Below are 18,008 nucleotides of genomic sequence, written 5' to 3'. Positions count from 1 at the left end.
GAGGTGAGCTGTGCCTCCGAAGGACGACGGTGGTGACCCGAAACCGCTTGTCGACGACCCGACCAAACCGGGCAAGGACGCGACCAAGGAGCTCGGCAACGGCCTGGATGTCGGTGGCTATCTGGGCACCGGCCAGAAGATCACGTCCGAGAACGGGCAGTACACCCTTCAGCTGAAGGACGGGAACATCGTCGAGACCGGTCCGGACGACCGGGTGCTGTTCTCGTCGGAGACCAAGGATCCGCATCAGGAGAACACGAGCGGCGACCCTCGGGCGAACGATGTCGGTAAGGCGATGGGCGTCCTGTTCGACGCGGAGGGACTCGCCCTCCGGGTCAACAGCTACTACCAGGCCACCACCGGCTGGCAATTGAAGGCTGACCTTCCGGAAGGGTCGAAGCCGACTCGTATCCAGCTCAACAATGACGGCAGTATCGTCATTATCGGCACGGATAAGGACGGCAAAAAGGACACCGTGCTCCAGGTCGTCCAGCAGCCGGACGACAAGGTCAAACACAAACTTGTCATCAAGTTGCACCACCCGATGGGCGATACCGGTGAGGCCGAGGGTTACAAGAAAGGCGTGCTGCACAAGACCATCGATGCCGTGCAAGAGTACATGCAGGTTTCGGTGGATCTGATGGGGATCGGAAAAGCCTCGAAGGCACCGGATTTCGACGAATTGCTGCAGGAGAAGACCGGCCTGCGCGATTTCACCGATCAATCCGCGATGATCGATGCCTACTCCTCGCATCTCGACGGTATCGACGCCGCTAAACAAGAGCTGCACAAGCTGGCGCTCACCAAGGACGAGGCCACCGCGAAGGTCGATGAACACGCCAGGACGGCGATTCAGACGATCGCCAACATTCAAGATGATCTGAATGCGAAGTTGCGGGCGCCCGGTAGTGCCTCGGACGCCCCGCAGGCGGTGAAGGACAAGCCGGTCGATATCACCTACGACAAGAATGGCGACGCCGAGGCGAAGATTCCCGCGGCGACCGTCAAATATCTACTCGGCGCACTACACGACGCGGTGGACCAGACACACACCGTCGTCGCCGGCGTCGCGGCGGCCGCGGACGAGGGGAAGGGACATATCGACCAGAATTCCCCGGAATACAAGGCAGGCAAGAAGGACGGCTACGACGCCGGAAAGAAGGACGGCTACTCGCAGGGCAAAGCCGATGCCGAGAAGGCCAACCCGCCGGGCAGTCCCGGAGACGCCACCCCGCCCGGAGATCCCGCGGGGGACCCGACGGCCCAGCAGACGGATTACAGCTCGCTGTTTCCCGAGGACCTCGGCGCGGACCCCGATCCGCTGGGACTCGGTGACGACCAGGGCAACGGGACCGATGACGGTACGGGGCAGAACACCGGCGGCGACAAGGACACCGGTGACAGCAGCACCGATCCGTTCCAGCAGGCGATCGACAAGATCGTCGCGGCCGGAACCGCCGGGACCGGCGCGACCAATGGTGCGACCGGGACCGGTCAGCAGGGATTCAACCCAGCGAACCTGGCGAACATGATGAGCCCGGCGAACATGATGAACCCGGCGAATATGGCCGGTGGCTGGGCCGGCATGGGGCAGCAGCTGGCGAATCAGTTCAATCCGATGTCGCAGTACGGTCTGCCCGGTGCGATGAGCCAGAACGGCACCGGCTCGCGGACGGGTATGTCGCCGTCGGGCACCGCTGTTCCGGCGACCGCGAATACCACCTCCCCGATCCGGAACGCGAACGGTGGTCTGGTCTCGGCGGATCCGAGTCAGTCGGTGGGCGCCCGCCAGGCGGCGGCCACCGCGGCGGAGCCCGGCAGGCTGGTCGACATGAAGCTGGCCGCCGATCCCACGCATTCGCAGACCGTGCCGGCGATCGTCTCCGATGCCGTGACCAAGGAGCTGAGTAATCCGAACGGCACCGATGTGGCGGCAGCGTATGCGGGCACGCCCGCGGCACAGACCCAGAACTGGACTCCGATCGACCCGTCCCAGTTGAAGACCGGTGATGTCGCGCAGTGGGGCGACAACCACACCGGACTGGTGGTGATGCGGGATGGTCACCCCAACATCGTCGTCAACGGTTCGATGCACCCGCTGGATCCGGAGCATGCGCCCGATGGCGGGAAGTACCACGCCTTCTTCCATCCCGCCGGGATCGATGTGCCGCAGAAGCAGTCCGGAAGTCAGACCGCGCAGGTGTCCGCCGATGCCGGATCGCAGATGCGGCCGGTGCGGCCTCAGGCCCAGGTCTGATCGCTGAGCGGCTCGTCGCCGTCGTGCTCCGGCTCCACCGGGTCGGCGGCCGCGTCCGGCGCAGTACCCTCGGACTTTTTCCGCTGGTAGGAAGTACCACGAAACTGCCCGGTATCGGGTGGTGTGACGCTGGGCGTGCCGGTGTTCGCCGGGGGCGCCGGCGCGGCGCCGACCGGGGCCGGGGCCGTGCCGGGCGGTGTGCTTCCGCTGGGTTGGGCGGGTGCCGGAGCACCGGGGGGTGCGGTAACACCGGCTGGTTCGACGCTCGGCGGGGCTGTCGCGGGAGAAGCGACCGCCGGGGCAGCGGCGGGCTGTCCGGGCGCGGGCTGCGCGGGATCGGACGGGGCGGCGGGGGCGGCCGGTTGTGCGGTTCCCGGGGCGGCTTGCAGCTGGGGGTTCTGCTCGTGCTGACGCTGGTTGCCCTGCAGGACCTGCTGGACGATCGGTGCCAGCGCCATCAGCCCCATCGGAAGCATCATGCCCAGCATCGGCAGCATTTGACCCAGCGCACCCAGACCGCCGCCGCCCGCTCCCGCATCGGCCCCACCGGTTCCGTTCGACGTGCCACCGTTCGTGCCGGAGGAGGTGCCACCGGCTCCCGTGCTCGAGGTGCCGCCCTTGTTGTCGGAGTCGGACTTTCCCTTACCGGCCATCTGGCTGTTGAATTCGGCCACCGCCGATACCTTCTGGATGACGGCGTCGAGGGCGTCGGCGATATCCTCCATCAGCTTGATCTCCTGAGCCGACTTCAGTTTCGCCTTACCGACCGATTTCAATTCGGTTTGCAGTTTCCCGACGATCGTCTTGATCGCCGCGAGTGTCTGGTCCTTGCCGGCCGCGACGTGGATCGCGGTTTCGAGAACCCGGTTGTCCAGGGTCAGGAGATTTGTCTGGCGGGCCTGAACCGCATTCAACGTCTCTTGATACGAGTCGCTGGCCTCGCCCTGACCGAGGGACTTGTACACCTTGGTGGTCAGGAGATCGTTGACATTCGGCGGCGGCTTCATGGTGCCGCGGCCGAGCATGTCGACTGCGGTTTGAATGGCCGTCTCCGCCATGGACACAAAGCTTTTGAGCGCCACCGAGCCACCCGGCGGGGGAACCAGTTCGACGGTCCAATAGTGTTTTCCCACACCGTATTCCGGCTGTTTCCCGGGATCGGGCGTCGGATGTTTCGGCGCGGGCTTCCCGCCGTCGGTCTGGGATGTGCCCGCGGTGCGCGCCGGCGTAGTGGCCGTTTGCCCTCCGGGAGTTTTCGCACCGGTGGGCTGTGCGAGCAACAGCGCCTGCGGGTGCAGCATTCCGGGCAGGATGCCGCCGTACTGCGGGTCGGCCGCCGGTGTGGCGGTCACCTTCAGCGACTCGGATTGCCCGACCTCCACTGCCATACCCGCACCGCCTCTCTCAGTTCTCCCTCATTGTCACGGCTTCTCCCCGGTGGGAAGATATGCGTTTCAACTATCCCGCGCCGTGCCGCATAGTCGGTTATCAGTTCTCGGGCCCGCACGGCTGCACAGTGCGCCGAACGTCGCGACTGGGCCGGATCGGAAGAAGGCGGTCGGTGATGAGCGAGGGTGGGGCGGTGTCATGGCGCCGGGACTGACAACCGACCTGCACGGCGTGCTCGAGTCCCTGCTCGGCCTGTACGGAGCGGGGTCGCCGGCGGCGAGGACACCCTCGGCGGTCGCGGCGGCCATCGACGCGCTCGACGGTCACAAGGGACGAATCGCCAGGGACTACGGGGAACTGCAGGGGATGCGGTCGGCCGTGGCACAAGCGCAGGCGGATCGTGATGCGGTGGTGCACAAGGCCGTTGCGCACACCGGCAACGGAACGGTCACCGGCCGCGGCCGATTGGCCGATCACATCGCCAACTTCCGAGCGCAGGCCCAGGCCATCGCGGGAGTCGGCAATCTGCGATTCAGCGGTCCCGCGCTCCTCGACGCTGCGCACGCCACCATTACCGATGCGTCGCGGCAGGTCGATTCCGATCTGGCCGCCGCCCGGAAACAGGCGGCGGCGATCAGTCCGCTGCCGGTGGCCCAATCGCCGCGGGGCCGGGTCAGCGCCGCCCGGCGTCGTCCGCGGCGCCGGACCCGCACCCGGCGCGTCGCAACGACGCGCACCGCGGCATCGCACCGCAGCGCCCGTCCGATACGGCCGATCACCTCGGACGGAACCCTCGGCGGTCAGGCCGTGAGTGCCGCGAGCGCCTGGCTCGGCACGCCGTATGTGTGGGGTGGCGGCGGCGCGGGCGGTCCGTCCGGTGGTGGATTCGATTGCTCCGGACTGACGCAGTATGCCGTGGCGCAGGCGACCGACGGCCGAGTGGTGTTGCCGCGCACCACATATGAGCAGATCTACAGCGGCGTCCGGGTACCGGTCGACGATGTGCGGCCGGGTGATCTGGTGTTTCCGGCGAGCTCGTTCAGCGCGCGGGGACCCGAACACGTCCAATTGGCCGCCGGAAACGGGATGGTGATCGAAGCGCCGTACACAGGATCGACGGTCAAATGGTCTCGGATGTCGCCCGAGTCGGTCGTCATCCGGGTGATGTGAGGCTGCGGGGGATCGGCCGTGTCGATAGAGATACCGCACGAGGTGGCACTGTTCCTCAACTTCTGCGGTGTGCCCTACCCCGACATCGATGAGGATCAGGTGCACGAATTGGCCGACCGGGTCCGGGAATTCGCCGACAACGTCCGCGAAACCCACGAGACGGCGGGCACCACGATCAAAGAGATGGGCGCGGTCTATTCCGGTTACTCCTACTCGCAGCTGCTTCGAGTCTGGGCGGGTATGAGCAACACCCATATGGTGGCGCTCGACCGTGGTTGCCGGGCGGTCGCCACGGCTCTGGACCTCACCGCGGAAGTCATCCGCGCGATGAAGATCGCGGTTTTCGCCGAACTGAGCGCGATGGCCGTCAGCTACGGAACGGCCTTGTCGACGTCGATCGCGACCGGTGGTCTGTCCTTCGCGCTGGCCGAGGCGCTACGTGCCGCGGCGCGCAAGTTGTGCAGCGTCATGGAACAGGTGCTGCTGGGATACATTCTGTCCGAGGTGATCGGGAAGGCGATCGAGCCGCTCGAACACACCATCGATTCCTTCGTGCACGGCACACTGTTCGATGCCACCCGCGACCTGCTCGGCGTTCCCGAGGCCGATCCGCACGAGACTCTGCGTATCGAACCGGACGAGGTGACTCGTTATGCGGGCGTCCTCGACGATCTTGCCGACGACATCCTGCGGCACGCCGCGAACTTCGCCGACGCGGCCGGCAAATTGACCTTCACCACGGCGGGCCCGATGGTGCCGCCGCCGATGCCGGAGGCACCGGCGCTGCCACCCCCGGCCGCTCGATTGCCGATTGCGGCCGCACCGGGTGGACCACCGCCGACCGGAAATGTGCCGGCCGAGGGTCCCGATCCGGCAGCTGAACCGGTGGGAATGTCGGCAGGGCGAATCGGCGGCCGGTCGCTGCCGGTGGATCCCCTCGAAAACCATGGCGTGGGCGCTGATTCGGGGCTACGCGCTGCCCGGCCGTCTCAGCCCGCTGTGGCGAGCGGTGGTGCGCCGGCCAGTGCAGCGGGGGGCACGACCTCGCCGGGGCAGTCGAGTCCCTGGTCTGCTCCGGTGGTGTCGGGTGCAGCGGCGCATTCGTCGGTCCCCGGCGCAGGCGTCTCGCCGGCTGCCGAACGTCCCGCTGTGCAGGCGGGAACCGACGTACCTGTGACTGCCGAGTCGCCTGGGAAACCCATAGATTCTGTGGTGGCCGAGTCCATTTCCACACCACCGGGGGCCGCATCACCTCCGGGCGCGGGACACGCTGTCGGTGCCGTTGCGGGCGCGTCGGCGAGCGGCGAGAACCCGGCCGCCGCCGCGAGCGGTGATCCCGCCTCGGCGCCACTCCGGTCGGCCACCACCCGCGCGTCGCCGACGGGGCCGGCGGGCGTCCCCACCGGCAAAGTGCGGTCGAATCCTCGAAAGACCCGCAGCCGCCGGGATACTCGTGCGGCGGGAACGCCATGGGCTCGGAAGCGGCGGCGCGTCGACGTCGCGCAGGTGGAAGCGTCCGAGGTGACGGCCACCCCGTGGTCGAAGGATCCGGCCACCGTCGCCGATGCCGCGGCGCCGCCGAAGGTGTTCGCACCGGAATCCGCGCGGCGGCCGCGCGAGCCGGTCGATGACGTTGCGGCATCACGGGTAACTGCGGAGGTTGCGACAGAGCCGGCGGACCAACGGCGGTGAGAGACCACGGCCGGGGCTCCGGGGCGGGCCGACATCTGTGCCGATGTCGGCCCGAGCAGACCGCAGGCTGCATGACACGGCGACCGAGGACCGGGTTGCGGTGGCGTGGACGCCGCCCCGAGCGGGTCCGCAGGATGAGGACTGCCGACCCACTTCTAATTTACCGTCAAATAACGGCACAGTCAATGACGGACCGTTGAACAGTGGCAATATTTCGCCTGTCGGATCGGTGGAATCGGTGTCACACAGGCGGATTCGGCCGACCGGGATGGTTCGGGTATATTCCCAGTGGTGGGAATGGCGCTCCCACGGCTGGTGGCTCGGATGTCTATCGTTCGATCAGGCGAGTGCGGCGGAAGGATGTCCAGGTGTCAGCGGCCGAGGACGCGTTCTACACGGGTGTTCAAGCTTTGGGATTGGTTGCGGGCGGTGCTCGCAACGAGGATACGGCGTTGGCGGCCTTCCGGGCTGCGACCGATGTCGATCCGGATATGTGTGATGCCTGGCTGGGCCGGGCAATGGCAGGCGAAGTCACCTCCGAGGTGATCTACGGTGCCTATCGGTCGGTTCACAACCTGTACCGCGACCAGCAGCGCGCGGGCCTCGTCGAGCGTGCGCTGTGGTGCCAGGTCGAGCTGGGTATGTACGGCTTGCGGGTGGCGATGGCCGACCGCGATCAGATCGCGATCGCGCAGGCCTGCTCGTATGCCCAGGGCGGCGAATGGCAGGAAGCCGCCAACATCCTCGATCAGGTGCCGAGTGACGACGTCGCGGAATTCGTTCGCATGTCGTTGTACTACCGCACGGAGCGCTGGCCCGACGTGATTCGTGCGCGGACCGCGAAACCCACCCTCGACGACGGCCTGCTCGACATCGCCGCCGAGTTGATGGCTACCGAGGCGATGGCCCGGATGGGACGTATCGGGGAAGCGCTGCCACGGGCACAGCGCATCGTCGAGGACAGTTCCTCGGGCAATCTGTCCTACATCTGGGCCGATGCGCACTTTCTGCTCGGAATGCTGCTGCGGCACAACGGTGATCACGACAGCGCCGAAAAGGTGCTGGCCGGTCTGCAGGGGTCGGCGCTGTGGTCCGAGCGGCCGCAATGGCAGCGTGCGGTCAAGGACAAGAGCTACCGATTCGACGTGGTGACCGACGCCGTCATCGCCTCGCGCACCGACATCTGGGACCCCTCGACCGGTGACGATCCGGCCGAAGTGGCTGCCACCGCTGCCCGCGCCGAGCGCGAGAACCTGCTCCGCGAGGCATCGGAGTTGCTGCAGGCGCAGATCGGCATGGATTCGGTCAAGGAACAGGTGGACCGCCTGAAGTCCGGGGTCCTGATGGATCAGGTGCGTGCGAAACGTGGTCTCGCGGTGGAGTCCAAGACCCAGCATCTGATCTTCTCCGGTCCGCCCGGCACCGGTAAGACGACCATCGCCCGCGTCATCGCGAAGATCTTCGCGGGACTGGGCGTGGTGGAAAATGCGGAGGTCATCGAGGTCTCCCGCAACGATATGGTCGGGACACACCTCGGCCACACCGCGCCGAAGACCAACGCGCTCATCGACTCCGCGCTCGGTGGCGTGTTGTTCATCGACGAGGCCTACACCCTGATCCAGGAGGGGCTGTCCGGCGGCGACGCCTTCGGCAAGGAAGCCGTCGACACGCTGCTGGCCCGGATGGAGAACGATCGCGACAAGCTGGTCGTGGTGATCGCGGGATACGAGGATCAGATCGATCGATTCCTGGCCTCCAACGACGGTTTGGCCTCCCGGTTCACCAAGCGGATCCGATTCGCGAGCTACGATGCCGACGAACTCGTCCAGATCGCGGATCACATTGCGCGGAAGAAGGATTCGATTCTCTCCGAGCAGGCCCGCGAAATTCTGCGGGAACGCTGTGTCGAACTTTCCCAGCAGACTCGTAACGGCCGGCGGCTGATCGACTTGGCCGGTAACGGCCGCTTCATCCGCAATGTGGTCGAGGCGGCCGAGGCCGAGCGGGACTACCGGTTCACCCGTGAAAACGCCGATATCGCGAATATGACCGATGAGGAACTGATGACCGTCGATGCCTTCGACATCACCGCCGCGCTGGCGGGATTGGCACCGACCAGCTGATCCATGGCGCGCTTCCGGGTGGTGACCAAACACCAGATCTCGGGATGGCGGTTTCTGCTGCGGCGCATCGAGCATGCGCTCGTTCGCCGCGACGCGTCGATGATCGACGACCCTCAACGCGGGCGCTCCACGGCGCTCTCGATCGGCATCGCACTCGCCTGCGTACTGGTCGCCGGTGCGGCGGTGATGGCATTCTTCAAACCGGCCAAACAGGTCGGTCAATCCGACATCATCGCCGACAAGGATTCCGGCGCCCTCTTCGTCCGGCTGGGCGAGCGCCTGTATCCGGCACTGAATCTCACGTCGGCTCGGTTGATCACCGGATCGGCGAAGAACCCGGTGCAGGTTTCGCGCGACGAACTCGCCCGATATCCGCGCGGTCCGTGGGTCGGTATCCCCGGCGCCCCCGGCGTCATTGCCGACAGCGGTGAGCGTGACTCGTCCTGGACGGTCTGCGATACCGCCCGCATCGGGGCTGCGGCACCGGTGAGCCCGGCCACCGGCCTGCCGATCGCGGCCAACGGTGCGGAAACCACGGTCATCGGCGGGCCGCTGACCACCGACGGCGACTCGATTCGTGATCTCGCCGACGACGAGGCACGACTGCTGCGCCAGGACGGACACACCTGGCTCGTGTATGCCGACCGAGATCGCCGGGTGGTGCGGGCGTCGATAAACATGACGGACTCGGCGGTCATGCTGGCCCTGGGACTCGATGCCACCGCGCCGACCGTGCCGGCCTCGAAAGGGCTGATCGACGCGATCCCCGAAGTGCCACCCCTGCAGGTTCCCGAAGTTCCCGGCGCCGGAATGACATCCGCGCTGTCCGGGGGCATCTCGGCTCCGGTCGGTTCCGTGGTGACGGTGTCCAACCCAGGGCGCGGCGCCTCCTACTATCTGGTGTCCCAGAACGGTCTGGTGCAGGTGAGCCCCGTGGTCGCCGCGATCATCCGCAACGCGGACTCGCGCGGCACGGTGGCGAGTATGACGGTCGGTCCGGACGCGGTCGCGCAGAATCTGCGGCCCGGGGACTGGCCCGGGACGGCGTCGTACCCGACCCGTCCGCTGCGGCTGGTCGATCCGGAAAAGGCCGGGGTGACCTGTTATCAGTGGTCGAAGGGGCAGGCCGACGCCAACGCGGTTACCCACATGCTGGTCGGCCGGCAATTGCCGTTGCCGGCCGAGCAGCAGGCCCAGGTGGTGCCGCTGGTGACAGCGCCGAGTTCGCACGGCGCCACCGCGGATGCGGTGTACATGCCCCGCAACACCGGACGCTTCGTGCAGATCACCGGTGACGATCCGGGTTCGCCACTGCGGGAATCGCTGTATTGGATCTCCGACAGTGGGGTGCGATACGGCATCGGCTCCGCACCGGGGGAGAAGACGAATCCGAATGCCAAGGCGCTGGGCTTGAGTAGTCCGGTCGTCGCTCCGTGGAACATCATCTCGCTGTTCGCGGTCGGCCCGATGTTGTCGGTCCAGGATGCCCGCGTGGTGCACGACGGCATCGCACCGGATCGGGCCGCCGTCGGCCTGCCGGAGAAAGCCGGAGGTGGTCCGTGACCAGTACCCGTCGATTCGTCCGCCCGGCACGCATGGTCCGGGGCCCCAAGGCTCCGGCGGTCACCGAACTGCGCTTACAACCACCGACGGAACTTCCGAAACCGGTTCCGCCGTCGCGACTTCGGATGATCATGCCGGTCGTCATGGTGGCCGGTATGGGCGGCATGATGGTGATGATGTTCCGCAACGGCGGAAGCATGTCGCCCACCATGCTGTTCTTCCCCATGATGATGCTCGTGTCGATGTTCGGCATGGTGGGCGGTTCGCTGAGCGGCAACAGCGGTGGCGGCGCGGCGAGCCTGAACGAGGAACGCAAGGACTACCTGCGTTCGATCGCGGATCACCGCAAGTCCGTCCACGCGGCGGAGGTCGAACTCCACGAATTCCTGCGCTACACGCATCCGGGGCCGGAGGAGCTGTCGCGTTTGATCGGCGGCAAGCGGATGTGGGAGATCCAGGTATCGAGCCCACAGTTCCTCCGGGTGCGAGTGGGATTGGGGCGCATCGCGAATCAGGTTCGGGTCATCGTTCCGGAAGCGGCTCCGACCTCCGATCTGGATCCGGTGGGCGTGGTCGAGGTGACCCGTTTCGCCAAGGCGTATTCGACCGTGGGCGGAATGCCGGTGGCGATCAACCTGCTGTCGGCGCCGCAGGTGGGTTTCGACGGCGACCCGGCGGCCATGGCCGGTTTGATGCGAGCCATGCTGGCCGAAATCGTCGTGCTGCACGGGCCCGACCAGGTTGCGGTCGCGGCCGTGATCGGCGACCCGGACGCTCCCGAATGGAGCTGGCTGAAATGGCTGCCGCACACCCAGCACCCCGACGAGACCGACGCCATCGGGTCCGCGCGCATGGTGTATCGCACCGTCGGCGAGCTGCGCTCGAAAGTACTGTCGAAGTTGAATCGCGGACCGTTCTCGGCCAACAGTCAGCCGACGATGGACCGCACACACTATCTGCTACTGGTCGATTCGTCCGCGTCGGGCAACGAGCGGGAGATCGCCGGAATCGACGGCTGCACCTGGTTACGGATCGGCGTCGGCGAGCAGTCGATGCCACGCGCGCTCAAATTCACCGTTGCCGACGATCGGCGGCTGTTCGAGGTGACGTCGCGCGGGGAACGGCCCGTCGGTGTCGCCGACACATTGTCCGTCCCCGCGGCCACCGCGATGGCGCGCGCGATCTCGTCCTACCGGCTGTCCACCGTGGTCGAGGCGGTGACGGCGGAGCAATCCAGCACCGGAACCTCCTGGGAGGAAATGGTCGGGATCCCCGATCCGGGGGCGATCCGGATCGAGCAGCAATGGCCGCGCCGGCGCGACGCCGATCGCGGCCGGCTCAACATCCCGTTCGGGCACGACCCCACCGGGCAGGTGGTGTATCTCGACATCAAGGAATCGGCCGAAGAGGGTATGGGCCCGCACGGCATGTGCATCGGCGCTACCGGTTCGGGCAAATCGGAATTTCTACGCACCCTGGTGCTTTCGGCCGTCGCCACGCATTCGCCGGATGTGCTGAATCTGCTGTTGGTCGACTTCAAGGGTGGTGCGACATTCCTCGGATTCGACCGACTGCATCACGTCACCGCTGTCGTCACGAATATGGAGGAGGAGGCCGATCTCGTCACCCGTATGGAGGACGTGATCAGCGGTGAAATGGCCCGGCGGCAACGCATTCTGCGCGATGCGGGAAATTTCGCCAGTGTGGCGGACTACGAACGGGCGCGCGAACAGGGGGCCCAGCTCGCGCCGCTGCCCACACTGCTCATCATTCTCGACGAATTCGCCGAATTGCTCGAGCAGCATCCGAACTTCTCCAAACTGTTCGTCGCCATCGGCCGGCTCGGCCGCTCGCTGCGCATCCACCTGCTGCTGGCCTCCCAGAAGGTGCCCGCGAACCGAATGGGAGAGCTCGAGGCGCATCTGTCCTATCGAGTTGCGTTGCGTACCAACCAGACCAGTGACTCGCGAGACGCCATCGGGACCGCGGACGCCTACCACCTGCCGAAGAAGCCGGGCGCGGGGTATCTGCGAGTCGGGGCCGGTGACTTGCAGCGGTTCCAGGCGGCCTATGTCGGTGCGCCGTACGTGCCACCGGCACAGGCCAGCGCGGTGGGCGCGCAGCGCGCGCGTCGCCCCGGCGGCGGCTACCGGCCACCACAACAGTTCACCGCGGCGTTCATCGGCTCCGCCCGCAAGGAACCGGTACGTGTCGCGCCCGAGCCGGTGGTCGTCGATCCCAATGGTGACGGCGAGCCGGTGACCCTGATGGAAACCGTGCTGGCTCAGTTCGCCGGGCACGGACAGCGGGCGCACGCCATGTGGCTACCGCCGCTGGGCGTTCCACCGACGCTGGACGCGCTGGTACCGGCGGTAACGCCCGGCGCACTGCAACTCCCGATCGCCATCGTGGACCGCCCCCGCCAGCAGCGCCAGGATGTCTGGACCGTGGATCTGTCCGCGTCCGGCGGCCATATGGCCGTGGTGGGCGGTCCGCAGTCGGGCAAATCCACCGCATTGCAGACACTGATCCTGTCGGCCGCGCTGACACACACACCGGAACAGGTGCAGTTCTACTGCCTCGACTTCTCCGGTGGTCTCAGCGGTGTGCGCGGGATACCACATGTGGGATCGGTGGCGGCTGCCCGAGATGTGGACCGGATCCGGCGCACCTTCGCGCTGTTCACGAATTTGGTGGCCGCCCGCCAAACCCTGTTCGCCGATCTGGGCATCGACTCGGTCCGGGAATTCCGCCGTCGGCGCGCCGATCCGGTGGAATCGGCCGAGTTGACCGCGCGCGGCGACGAATTCGGTGATGTCTTCCTGGTCATCGACGGCTGGGATATCGGCTTCGCCGTCAACGGCCCGTACTACGACGAATATTCCGGGGTCGTCGAATCCATTGCGCTACAGGGCCTCAACTTCGGTGTGCACCTGGTGGTGAGCAGTTCGCGCTGGGCGGCCATCCGTCCGGCGGTGAAGGATCTGCTGCAGACCCGGCTCGAAATGCGCCTCGGCGACCTCACCGATACCGTATTCCACGCCAATCGCCAAGTGGTGGCGGCGATTCCGCCGGACCGGCCGGGCCGATGCATCTCCAACGACGGGCTGCACATGCTCACGTCGCTGCCGCGCATCGACGGCGTGCGCGATCCGCAGTCGGCAGGAGCTGGTTTGGCCCAGGCTGCCGAACAGCTCACCAGGAACTATGCGGGACGGCAGGCCCCGCCGGTGAAGCTGCTGCCGGACCGTATCGGAGTGGACGCTGTCCATGCGAACATCCCCACGCCGACCACGCTGGCCGAACGGCTCGTGTTGCCGTTCGGGGTACGGGAATCCGATCTCAGCGTCGCCGCGGTCGACTTCGGGGTGTCGACACATATGGTGGTGCTGGGCTCCAGCGGATGCGGTAAATCGACGGTGATCGCGGCCTTCCTGGATTCGATTCGACGGCAGTTCACCCGGGACCAGGCGCGCGTGCTGCTCGTGGATTACCGCCGCCAGCATATGGAGGCGATCCCACAGGACCAGCTGATCGGCTATCTCACCAGCGAGCGTGACCTCGTCGAGGGGCTGCCGCCGTTCGCGGCGAAGATGCGCGAACGACGCCCTCCCGACGGCGTGACGCCGCAGCAGCTCAAAGAGCGGTCCTGGTGGAGCGGTCCGGAAATCTTCGTGGTGGTCGACGACTATCACATGGTCGCCCCGCGAGGCTCGATGAACCCACTCGATCCGCTGCGGGATCTGATCGTCGACGGTCGCGACACCGGTCTGCACCTGATCGCCGCCCGGAGCATCGCCCAGGCCGATATGGCGTTGTACGACAACATCCTCGGGCAGATCAAGAATCTGAACTGCTCGGGTTACATCATGGACGGCACCAAGATGGACGGTGTGCTGATCGGAGATGTGAAGGCCACGAAGCAACCGCGCGGCCGCGGAATCCTCGTGGAGCCGTTGCATTCCCGGCGCGATCTGGTCCAGACCGCGATGGTTTCCGAGGAACAGTGACGGGCTGGTCGGGCGGAATGCGAAGGGCGTTCCCAAAGGTGGGAATGCCTTAGCGTTCTTCCTGTACCGCTGATTGCCAAGCGGCTCCGGACATAAGGAGTTTCCTATGACTCTCCAGGTAATCCCCGAGGATCTGCCGGGCATCGGCGCGCTCCTCAGCACCATCGAAACAGGCCTTGCTTCCGCGCTGAGTTCGGCGGCCGCAACCGCTCATCCGGCGCCCGCTGCTGTGGATCCCGTCAGCCAGGCTGCGGCCCTGTGCTTTACGGCCTATACCGAGAGCCTGACGGCATGTAGTGCGCGTGGCGTCGGATATCTGCGCGACGGATCGAGTGCGCTGAACCCGGTCAGTATCGACTACTCGGTTCGAGACATCTCCAGCGGCAGCGATGTCGCGGCCCGCGGAATTTTCACCCCCTGATCGGTACGGAGCTTTGCCATGGGCGGTATGAGCGATGCCCTGGCTTCGGCAATCGCCGGTGCCGAGGCGCTGGGCGAGGAGATCGCGTTGGTGGCCGCCGGACTGGCCACTGCTTCGATCGGCGCCGTGGACTTCTGGGCGTTGCCGCCCGAAGTCAATTCGGCGCGCTTGACCTTCGGTCCGGGTCCGGCTCCGATGCTGGCCACGGCCGCGTCGTATGCCGAAATGGCCGATGCGCTGGCAGTGGCGGCGAGCGCATCCGATGGATCCATGAACGCGATGGCCGCCTCGTGGTCCGGTGACTCGGGCGCTCGTGCCGAGGGCGCCTTCCGTCGGCACGCCGAGTGGCTGCGGCAGCAGTCGCACGTGGCCGCGGGGGCTTCCAAGCAGGCCGCTCAGGCGGCTGCGGCCAATGCCCAGGCTCGGGCGACGATGGTTCCGCTGCCGGTCATCATCGCGAATCGGGTCGCCGCGGCGACGTTGGCGGCGACCAACAGCGCCGGCCAGAACACAGCGGCGATGGCGGTGAACGAGGCCCTCTACCTCGCGATGTGGGGTGAAGCGGCGATGACGATGCAGGTCTACGCCGCGGAGACGGCACATGCGATATCGCAACTGCCGCCCCCGGTTCCGCCGCCGCCGATCACCACCGGCGATCTGGGCCCGTCGGTCACCCCCGATATCGGTCCGAAGGGAGGGCCCTCGGGAGGCCCGACCACCCTGCGCAGCGGGCCGCGACCGGATACGTCGGACACGGGCCGTTCGAATTCCACCGGTGGTCAGCATGCGAACGATACCGGGAAAACGGGCAACGAGGGAATCAGGGATTCGCCCGATCACCCTGGTACGTCCACGAATTCCACGGACCCGACCCAGTCCGTCGGGCCGGACACCGAGGCTCAGCGGGCGATGACCGACATCGACAATGCCCTGCAACCGATGAACGACTCCCTGGCCGATCCGGGCGTGGGAGGCAATAGCTTCGGCATCGACGACCAAGGCTTCTACGGCACCTCACCGTATTCGCCGACACTCGCCGGGTTGAGCGGCGGCGTGGGCAGTTCGGTGGCCCTGTCGATGATGCGCGGAGGTCTGGGTTCGATGTCCGGGGCATCGACGGGATTCAGGTTGCCCACCAACTGGAATCCGGCAGGTGTGCGCGCCTTCGGCGCCACCTCCGCGCCACCCGCCGGCGGCAGCGGCCCGCTGCGCCGGCCGCCGACTCGCGGCGCCGTCGCGCCCAAAGCGCAGATGCGGCGTCGGCGGGACAAGAAAGATGAGCAGCCGTCGAAGGTATTCGTTCCGGGAGAATTCCAGGAAGTTCCGGTATTGGAGAAACCACCGATCATCGGAGTTATCGAATACGACGAGGGTGACCGCCCCGAGGATGTTGTTTCCGACGCATCCCCCGCGGTCGGTGTCATCGACCGAAACGAGGAGGACTCCGACTCGGATTCGGTCCTGGCAGTCACGGAACGTCCCCGGTAATCGTGCCTGGGCGGAATTTACAACCGGTCGCGAAAGGAACGCGAGATGAGTGAAACTCACAACGGAATCACATTCAATGGTGATCCGCACAAGATGCAGACCACGGCGAACAACACCCATGGCTGCCATGTCGAGCTGGAGGCCCGCCTGTCAGCACTGGCGAACCTGCAGGACGAATTGCACGCCGCGGTGGTGAGCCAGGGTGCGGGTAGCGCAATCTACAACGCACTCGGAAACGCGCACACCAAGGGCAAGGCGCTGTCCTCGACATTGCAGGAAATCGTCACCACGCTCAGTGATTTCGGCGTGAACGCGCAGGTGACCGACGACGATATCCGCAATCAGATCAACAGGGCCGCGGCAGAGGGTGGACTCTCCGACGGCACCTGGTCGGGCAGCGAGGCGGCCCTCAAGGGTATCGATACGAACGCCGGCAACTTCAAGGTGGACACCAGCACCTGGGCGTAACCGGGCATTTATCGTCCACGGAGACAAAGAAAGAGAAAAATCATGAAATACGATTTCCACGCGGTCGACACGCATACGACCAACCTGGACAGCCTGATCAAGGCGATGGACGAGAACACGCGGAACATCGACCAATTGGCCAAGAGCTTGAAGAGTGAATTCATGGGTGCCGGTGCCGAGGGGTACGACCACATCACGAATACGCTGACCCGCAAGCTGGACGATTACAAGCAGTCGATGCAGAACTTGCACAACGCCATCAGCACCACCTCGGGCTACGGCGGTCTGATGAACCAGACCGACAAGCACAACGGCAACCGCTTCCTCAACATCAAAGCGTAGCGGCAGTGCATTCCTGGTCCGTGTCGGACACTATCCATCCGGACGGCCGGGGCGGCTCCGTCGAAACGCATGTCGGTACGGAAGCGGATGACGATCCGCTCGCCGTGGAATTGAATGTCGATGCCGCCCTGATGCTCAGGACGGTGGTTGGTATCGACAGTTACCCGCCGGTGTTGGCACTCATGCCGAATATCTACCTGGTGGAAGACCGGAAGCGAGTTCACGAGGTCGTCGGTGCGCAGCTCGCGGAGGTGGGTGTGCTCGTCGACGGGCGGGTACACCCGACCGTGGCGCACTGGCTGCACTGCCTGAACCGGCCGGACATGGAAATGGCGGCCCGAATCCTCGATACCGGTTTGGACGGCGAAGCCCGTGGGCTACTGCGGATTTCGTTCGTGCGCGCCGGCGCGGACCACGTGTTGGCGCTGCGCAACGACGACCATGTCGTGCTCCAGACGGTATTTCAGCAGGGCCGGGAGCTCGATAACCTGGCGGCGGTGCTGATCTCGGCGCTCGGTTCGGTGGCGGCGCTGGAGTTCGAGCCGATGAGCGCCACGTTCGAACAGCTGAACGAGGTGCCCGCCGACCCGGTCGAGCGCCGCGCCGCCCTGGTCGAATTGGGCGCGCAGCCGCGGACTGCGGCAGCGTTGACGCGCGCGCTCGACCAGGTGGTACGCCGGGCCGAGGTACAGGTGATCGAGCACCACGACGGTGGTTCGGTCGTTCCGGAGGTGGCACTGAGCATTCTGGATACGCTGTCCGGGCGGGTGGTGGTCACCCCGAGCCGGGCGATGGACGGTGAAATGTGGTCGACCTATCTGCCGGGCGACGATGCCGCCATTCAGCGCGGTGTGAGCGCGCTGATCGACCTGTTACCCGCCCGGTCATGGTTTGAAACCAGCCGTACCGACTGAAAGTCACGGTAGGTTTCGAGAAGGATGTGAGTATGAACCGAGCAGCGAACACCAATGGCAGTACTGCTGCGCCTGTGCGAGCCAAAGGTGGGTACGACGCATACTTCGCACCTGTGGCCGAACCGGGTGGGCCGTCCGCGCCCGCCCCGGGTGACACTACTGCCGGTGCGA

General features: G+C 66.1%; 12 protein-coding genes. 11 read left to right on the top strand and 1 reads right to left on the bottom strand.

Features of this window, described 5'->3' with window-relative positions; translation table 11 throughout:
- Positions 1-10 precede the first annotated feature (10 nt).
- Complete coding sequence (locus ON37_RS28385; protein WP_040723844.1) at positions 11-2,257, top strand: hypothetical protein; 2,247 nt, start codon at positions 11-13, stop codon at positions 2,255-2,257.
- Here ON37_RS28385 and ON37_RS28380 read toward each other — a convergent pair.
- Positions 2,242-3,645: a hypothetical protein gene (locus ON37_RS28380; RefSeq protein ID WP_040723843.1), complete on the bottom strand. Its 1,404-nt coding sequence runs from the start codon at positions 3,643-3,645 to the stop codon at positions 2,242-2,244. The genes ON37_RS28385 and ON37_RS28380 overlap by 16 nt on opposite strands.
- Before the next feature lie 199 nt (positions 3,646-3,844).
- Here ON37_RS28380 and ON37_RS28375 point away from each other — a divergent pair, with 199 nt between their 5' ends.
- From ON37_RS28375 to ON37_RS28330, 10 genes are all read left to right on the top strand, one after another.
- Positions 3,845-4,816, top strand: a complete 972-nt coding sequence (locus tag ON37_RS28375) for a C40 family peptidase (protein ID WP_040723842.1) — start codon at positions 3,845-3,847, stop codon at positions 4,814-4,816.
- 18 nt (positions 4,817-4,834) lie between these two features.
- Complete coding sequence (locus ON37_RS31320) at positions 4,835-6,508, top strand: WXG100-like domain-containing protein (protein WP_157171657.1); 1,674 nt, start codon at positions 4,835-4,837, stop codon at positions 6,506-6,508.
- Between the two features lie 368 nt (positions 6,509-6,876).
- Entirely contained in the window at positions 6,877-8,631 is a 1,755-nt protein-coding gene (gene eccA / locus ON37_RS28365) for a type VII secretion AAA-ATPase EccA (protein WP_040723890.1), read from the top strand.
- Positions 8,632-8,634: 3 nt separating this feature from the next.
- The gene (eccB, locus tag ON37_RS28360; RefSeq protein WP_040723840.1) at positions 8,635-10,194 is read left to right on the top strand and encodes a type VII secretion protein EccB; all 1,560 of its coding nucleotides are present in this window, start codon (positions 8,635-8,637) and stop codon (positions 10,192-10,194) included.
- On the top strand, positions 10,191-14,204 hold the full coding sequence (eccCa, locus tag ON37_RS28355) for a type VII secretion protein EccCa (protein WP_051032230.1): 4,014 nt from the start codon (positions 10,191-10,193) through the stop codon (positions 14,202-14,204). The genes eccB and eccCa overlap by 4 nt, the downstream gene beginning before the upstream one ends.
- Positions 14,205-14,310: 106 nt before the next feature.
- Entirely contained in the window at positions 14,311-14,625 is a 315-nt protein-coding gene (locus ON37_RS28350) for a PE domain-containing protein (protein ID WP_040723838.1), read from the top strand.
- A 27-nt stretch (positions 14,626-14,652) separates the two neighbouring features.
- A complete protein-coding gene (locus tag ON37_RS31315; RefSeq protein WP_157171656.1) occupies positions 14,653-16,113 on the top strand; it encodes a PPE family protein in 1,461 nt (486 codons plus the stop codon).
- Positions 16,114-16,158: 45 nt separating this feature from the next.
- Positions 16,159-16,581: a hypothetical protein gene (locus tag ON37_RS28340; RefSeq protein ID WP_040723837.1), complete on the top strand. Its 423-nt coding sequence runs from the start codon at positions 16,159-16,161 to the stop codon at positions 16,579-16,581.
- Positions 16,582-16,623: 42 nt separating this feature from the next.
- Positions 16,624-16,923, top strand: coding sequence for a hypothetical protein (locus tag ON37_RS28335; protein WP_040723836.1), 300 nt, complete (start codon positions 16,624-16,626; stop codon positions 16,921-16,923).
- Between the two features lie 20 nt (positions 16,924-16,943).
- Positions 16,944-17,837: an ESX secretion-associated protein EspG gene (locus ON37_RS28330; protein ID WP_245553552.1), complete on the top strand. Its 894-nt coding sequence runs from the start codon at positions 16,944-16,946 to the stop codon at positions 17,835-17,837.
- Positions 17,838-18,008 lie beyond the last annotated feature (171 nt).

It is taken from the genome of Nocardia veterana NBRC 100344, assembly GCF_000308855.1.
Taxonomy (GTDB): domain Bacteria; phylum Actinomycetota; class Actinomycetes; order Mycobacteriales; family Mycobacteriaceae; genus Nocardia; species Nocardia veterana.
The sequence above is the reverse complement of the archived record's forward strand: the minus strand, read 5'-3'. Positions and strand labels throughout refer to the sequence as shown.

Excerpts from the sequence above, each read along its gene's own strand:
- ON37_RS28380 (WP_040723843.1), bottom strand. The coding sequence starts at position 3,645 with ATGGCAGTGGAGGTCGGGCAATCCGAGTCGCTGAAGGTGACCGCCACA.
- ON37_RS28375 (WP_040723842.1), top strand. The coding sequence starts at position 3,845 with ATGGCGCCGGGACTGACAACCGACCTGCACGGCGTGCTCGAGTCCCTG.
- eccB (WP_040723840.1), top strand. The coding sequence starts at position 8,635 with ATGGCGCGCTTCCGGGTGGTGACCAAACACCAGATCTCGGGATGGCGG.
- ON37_RS28350 (WP_040723838.1), top strand. The coding sequence starts at position 14,311 with ATGACTCTCCAGGTAATCCCCGAGGATCTGCCGGGCATCGGCGCGCTC.
- ON37_RS31315 (WP_157171656.1), top strand. The coding sequence starts at position 14,653 with ATGAGCGATGCCCTGGCTTCGGCAATCGCCGGTGCCGAGGCGCTGGGC.
- ON37_RS28340 (WP_040723837.1), top strand. The coding sequence starts at position 16,159 with ATGAGTGAAACTCACAACGGAATCACATTCAATGGTGATCCGCACAAG.
- ON37_RS28335 (WP_040723836.1), top strand. The coding sequence starts at position 16,624 with ATGAAATACGATTTCCACGCGGTCGACACGCATACGACCAACCTGGAC.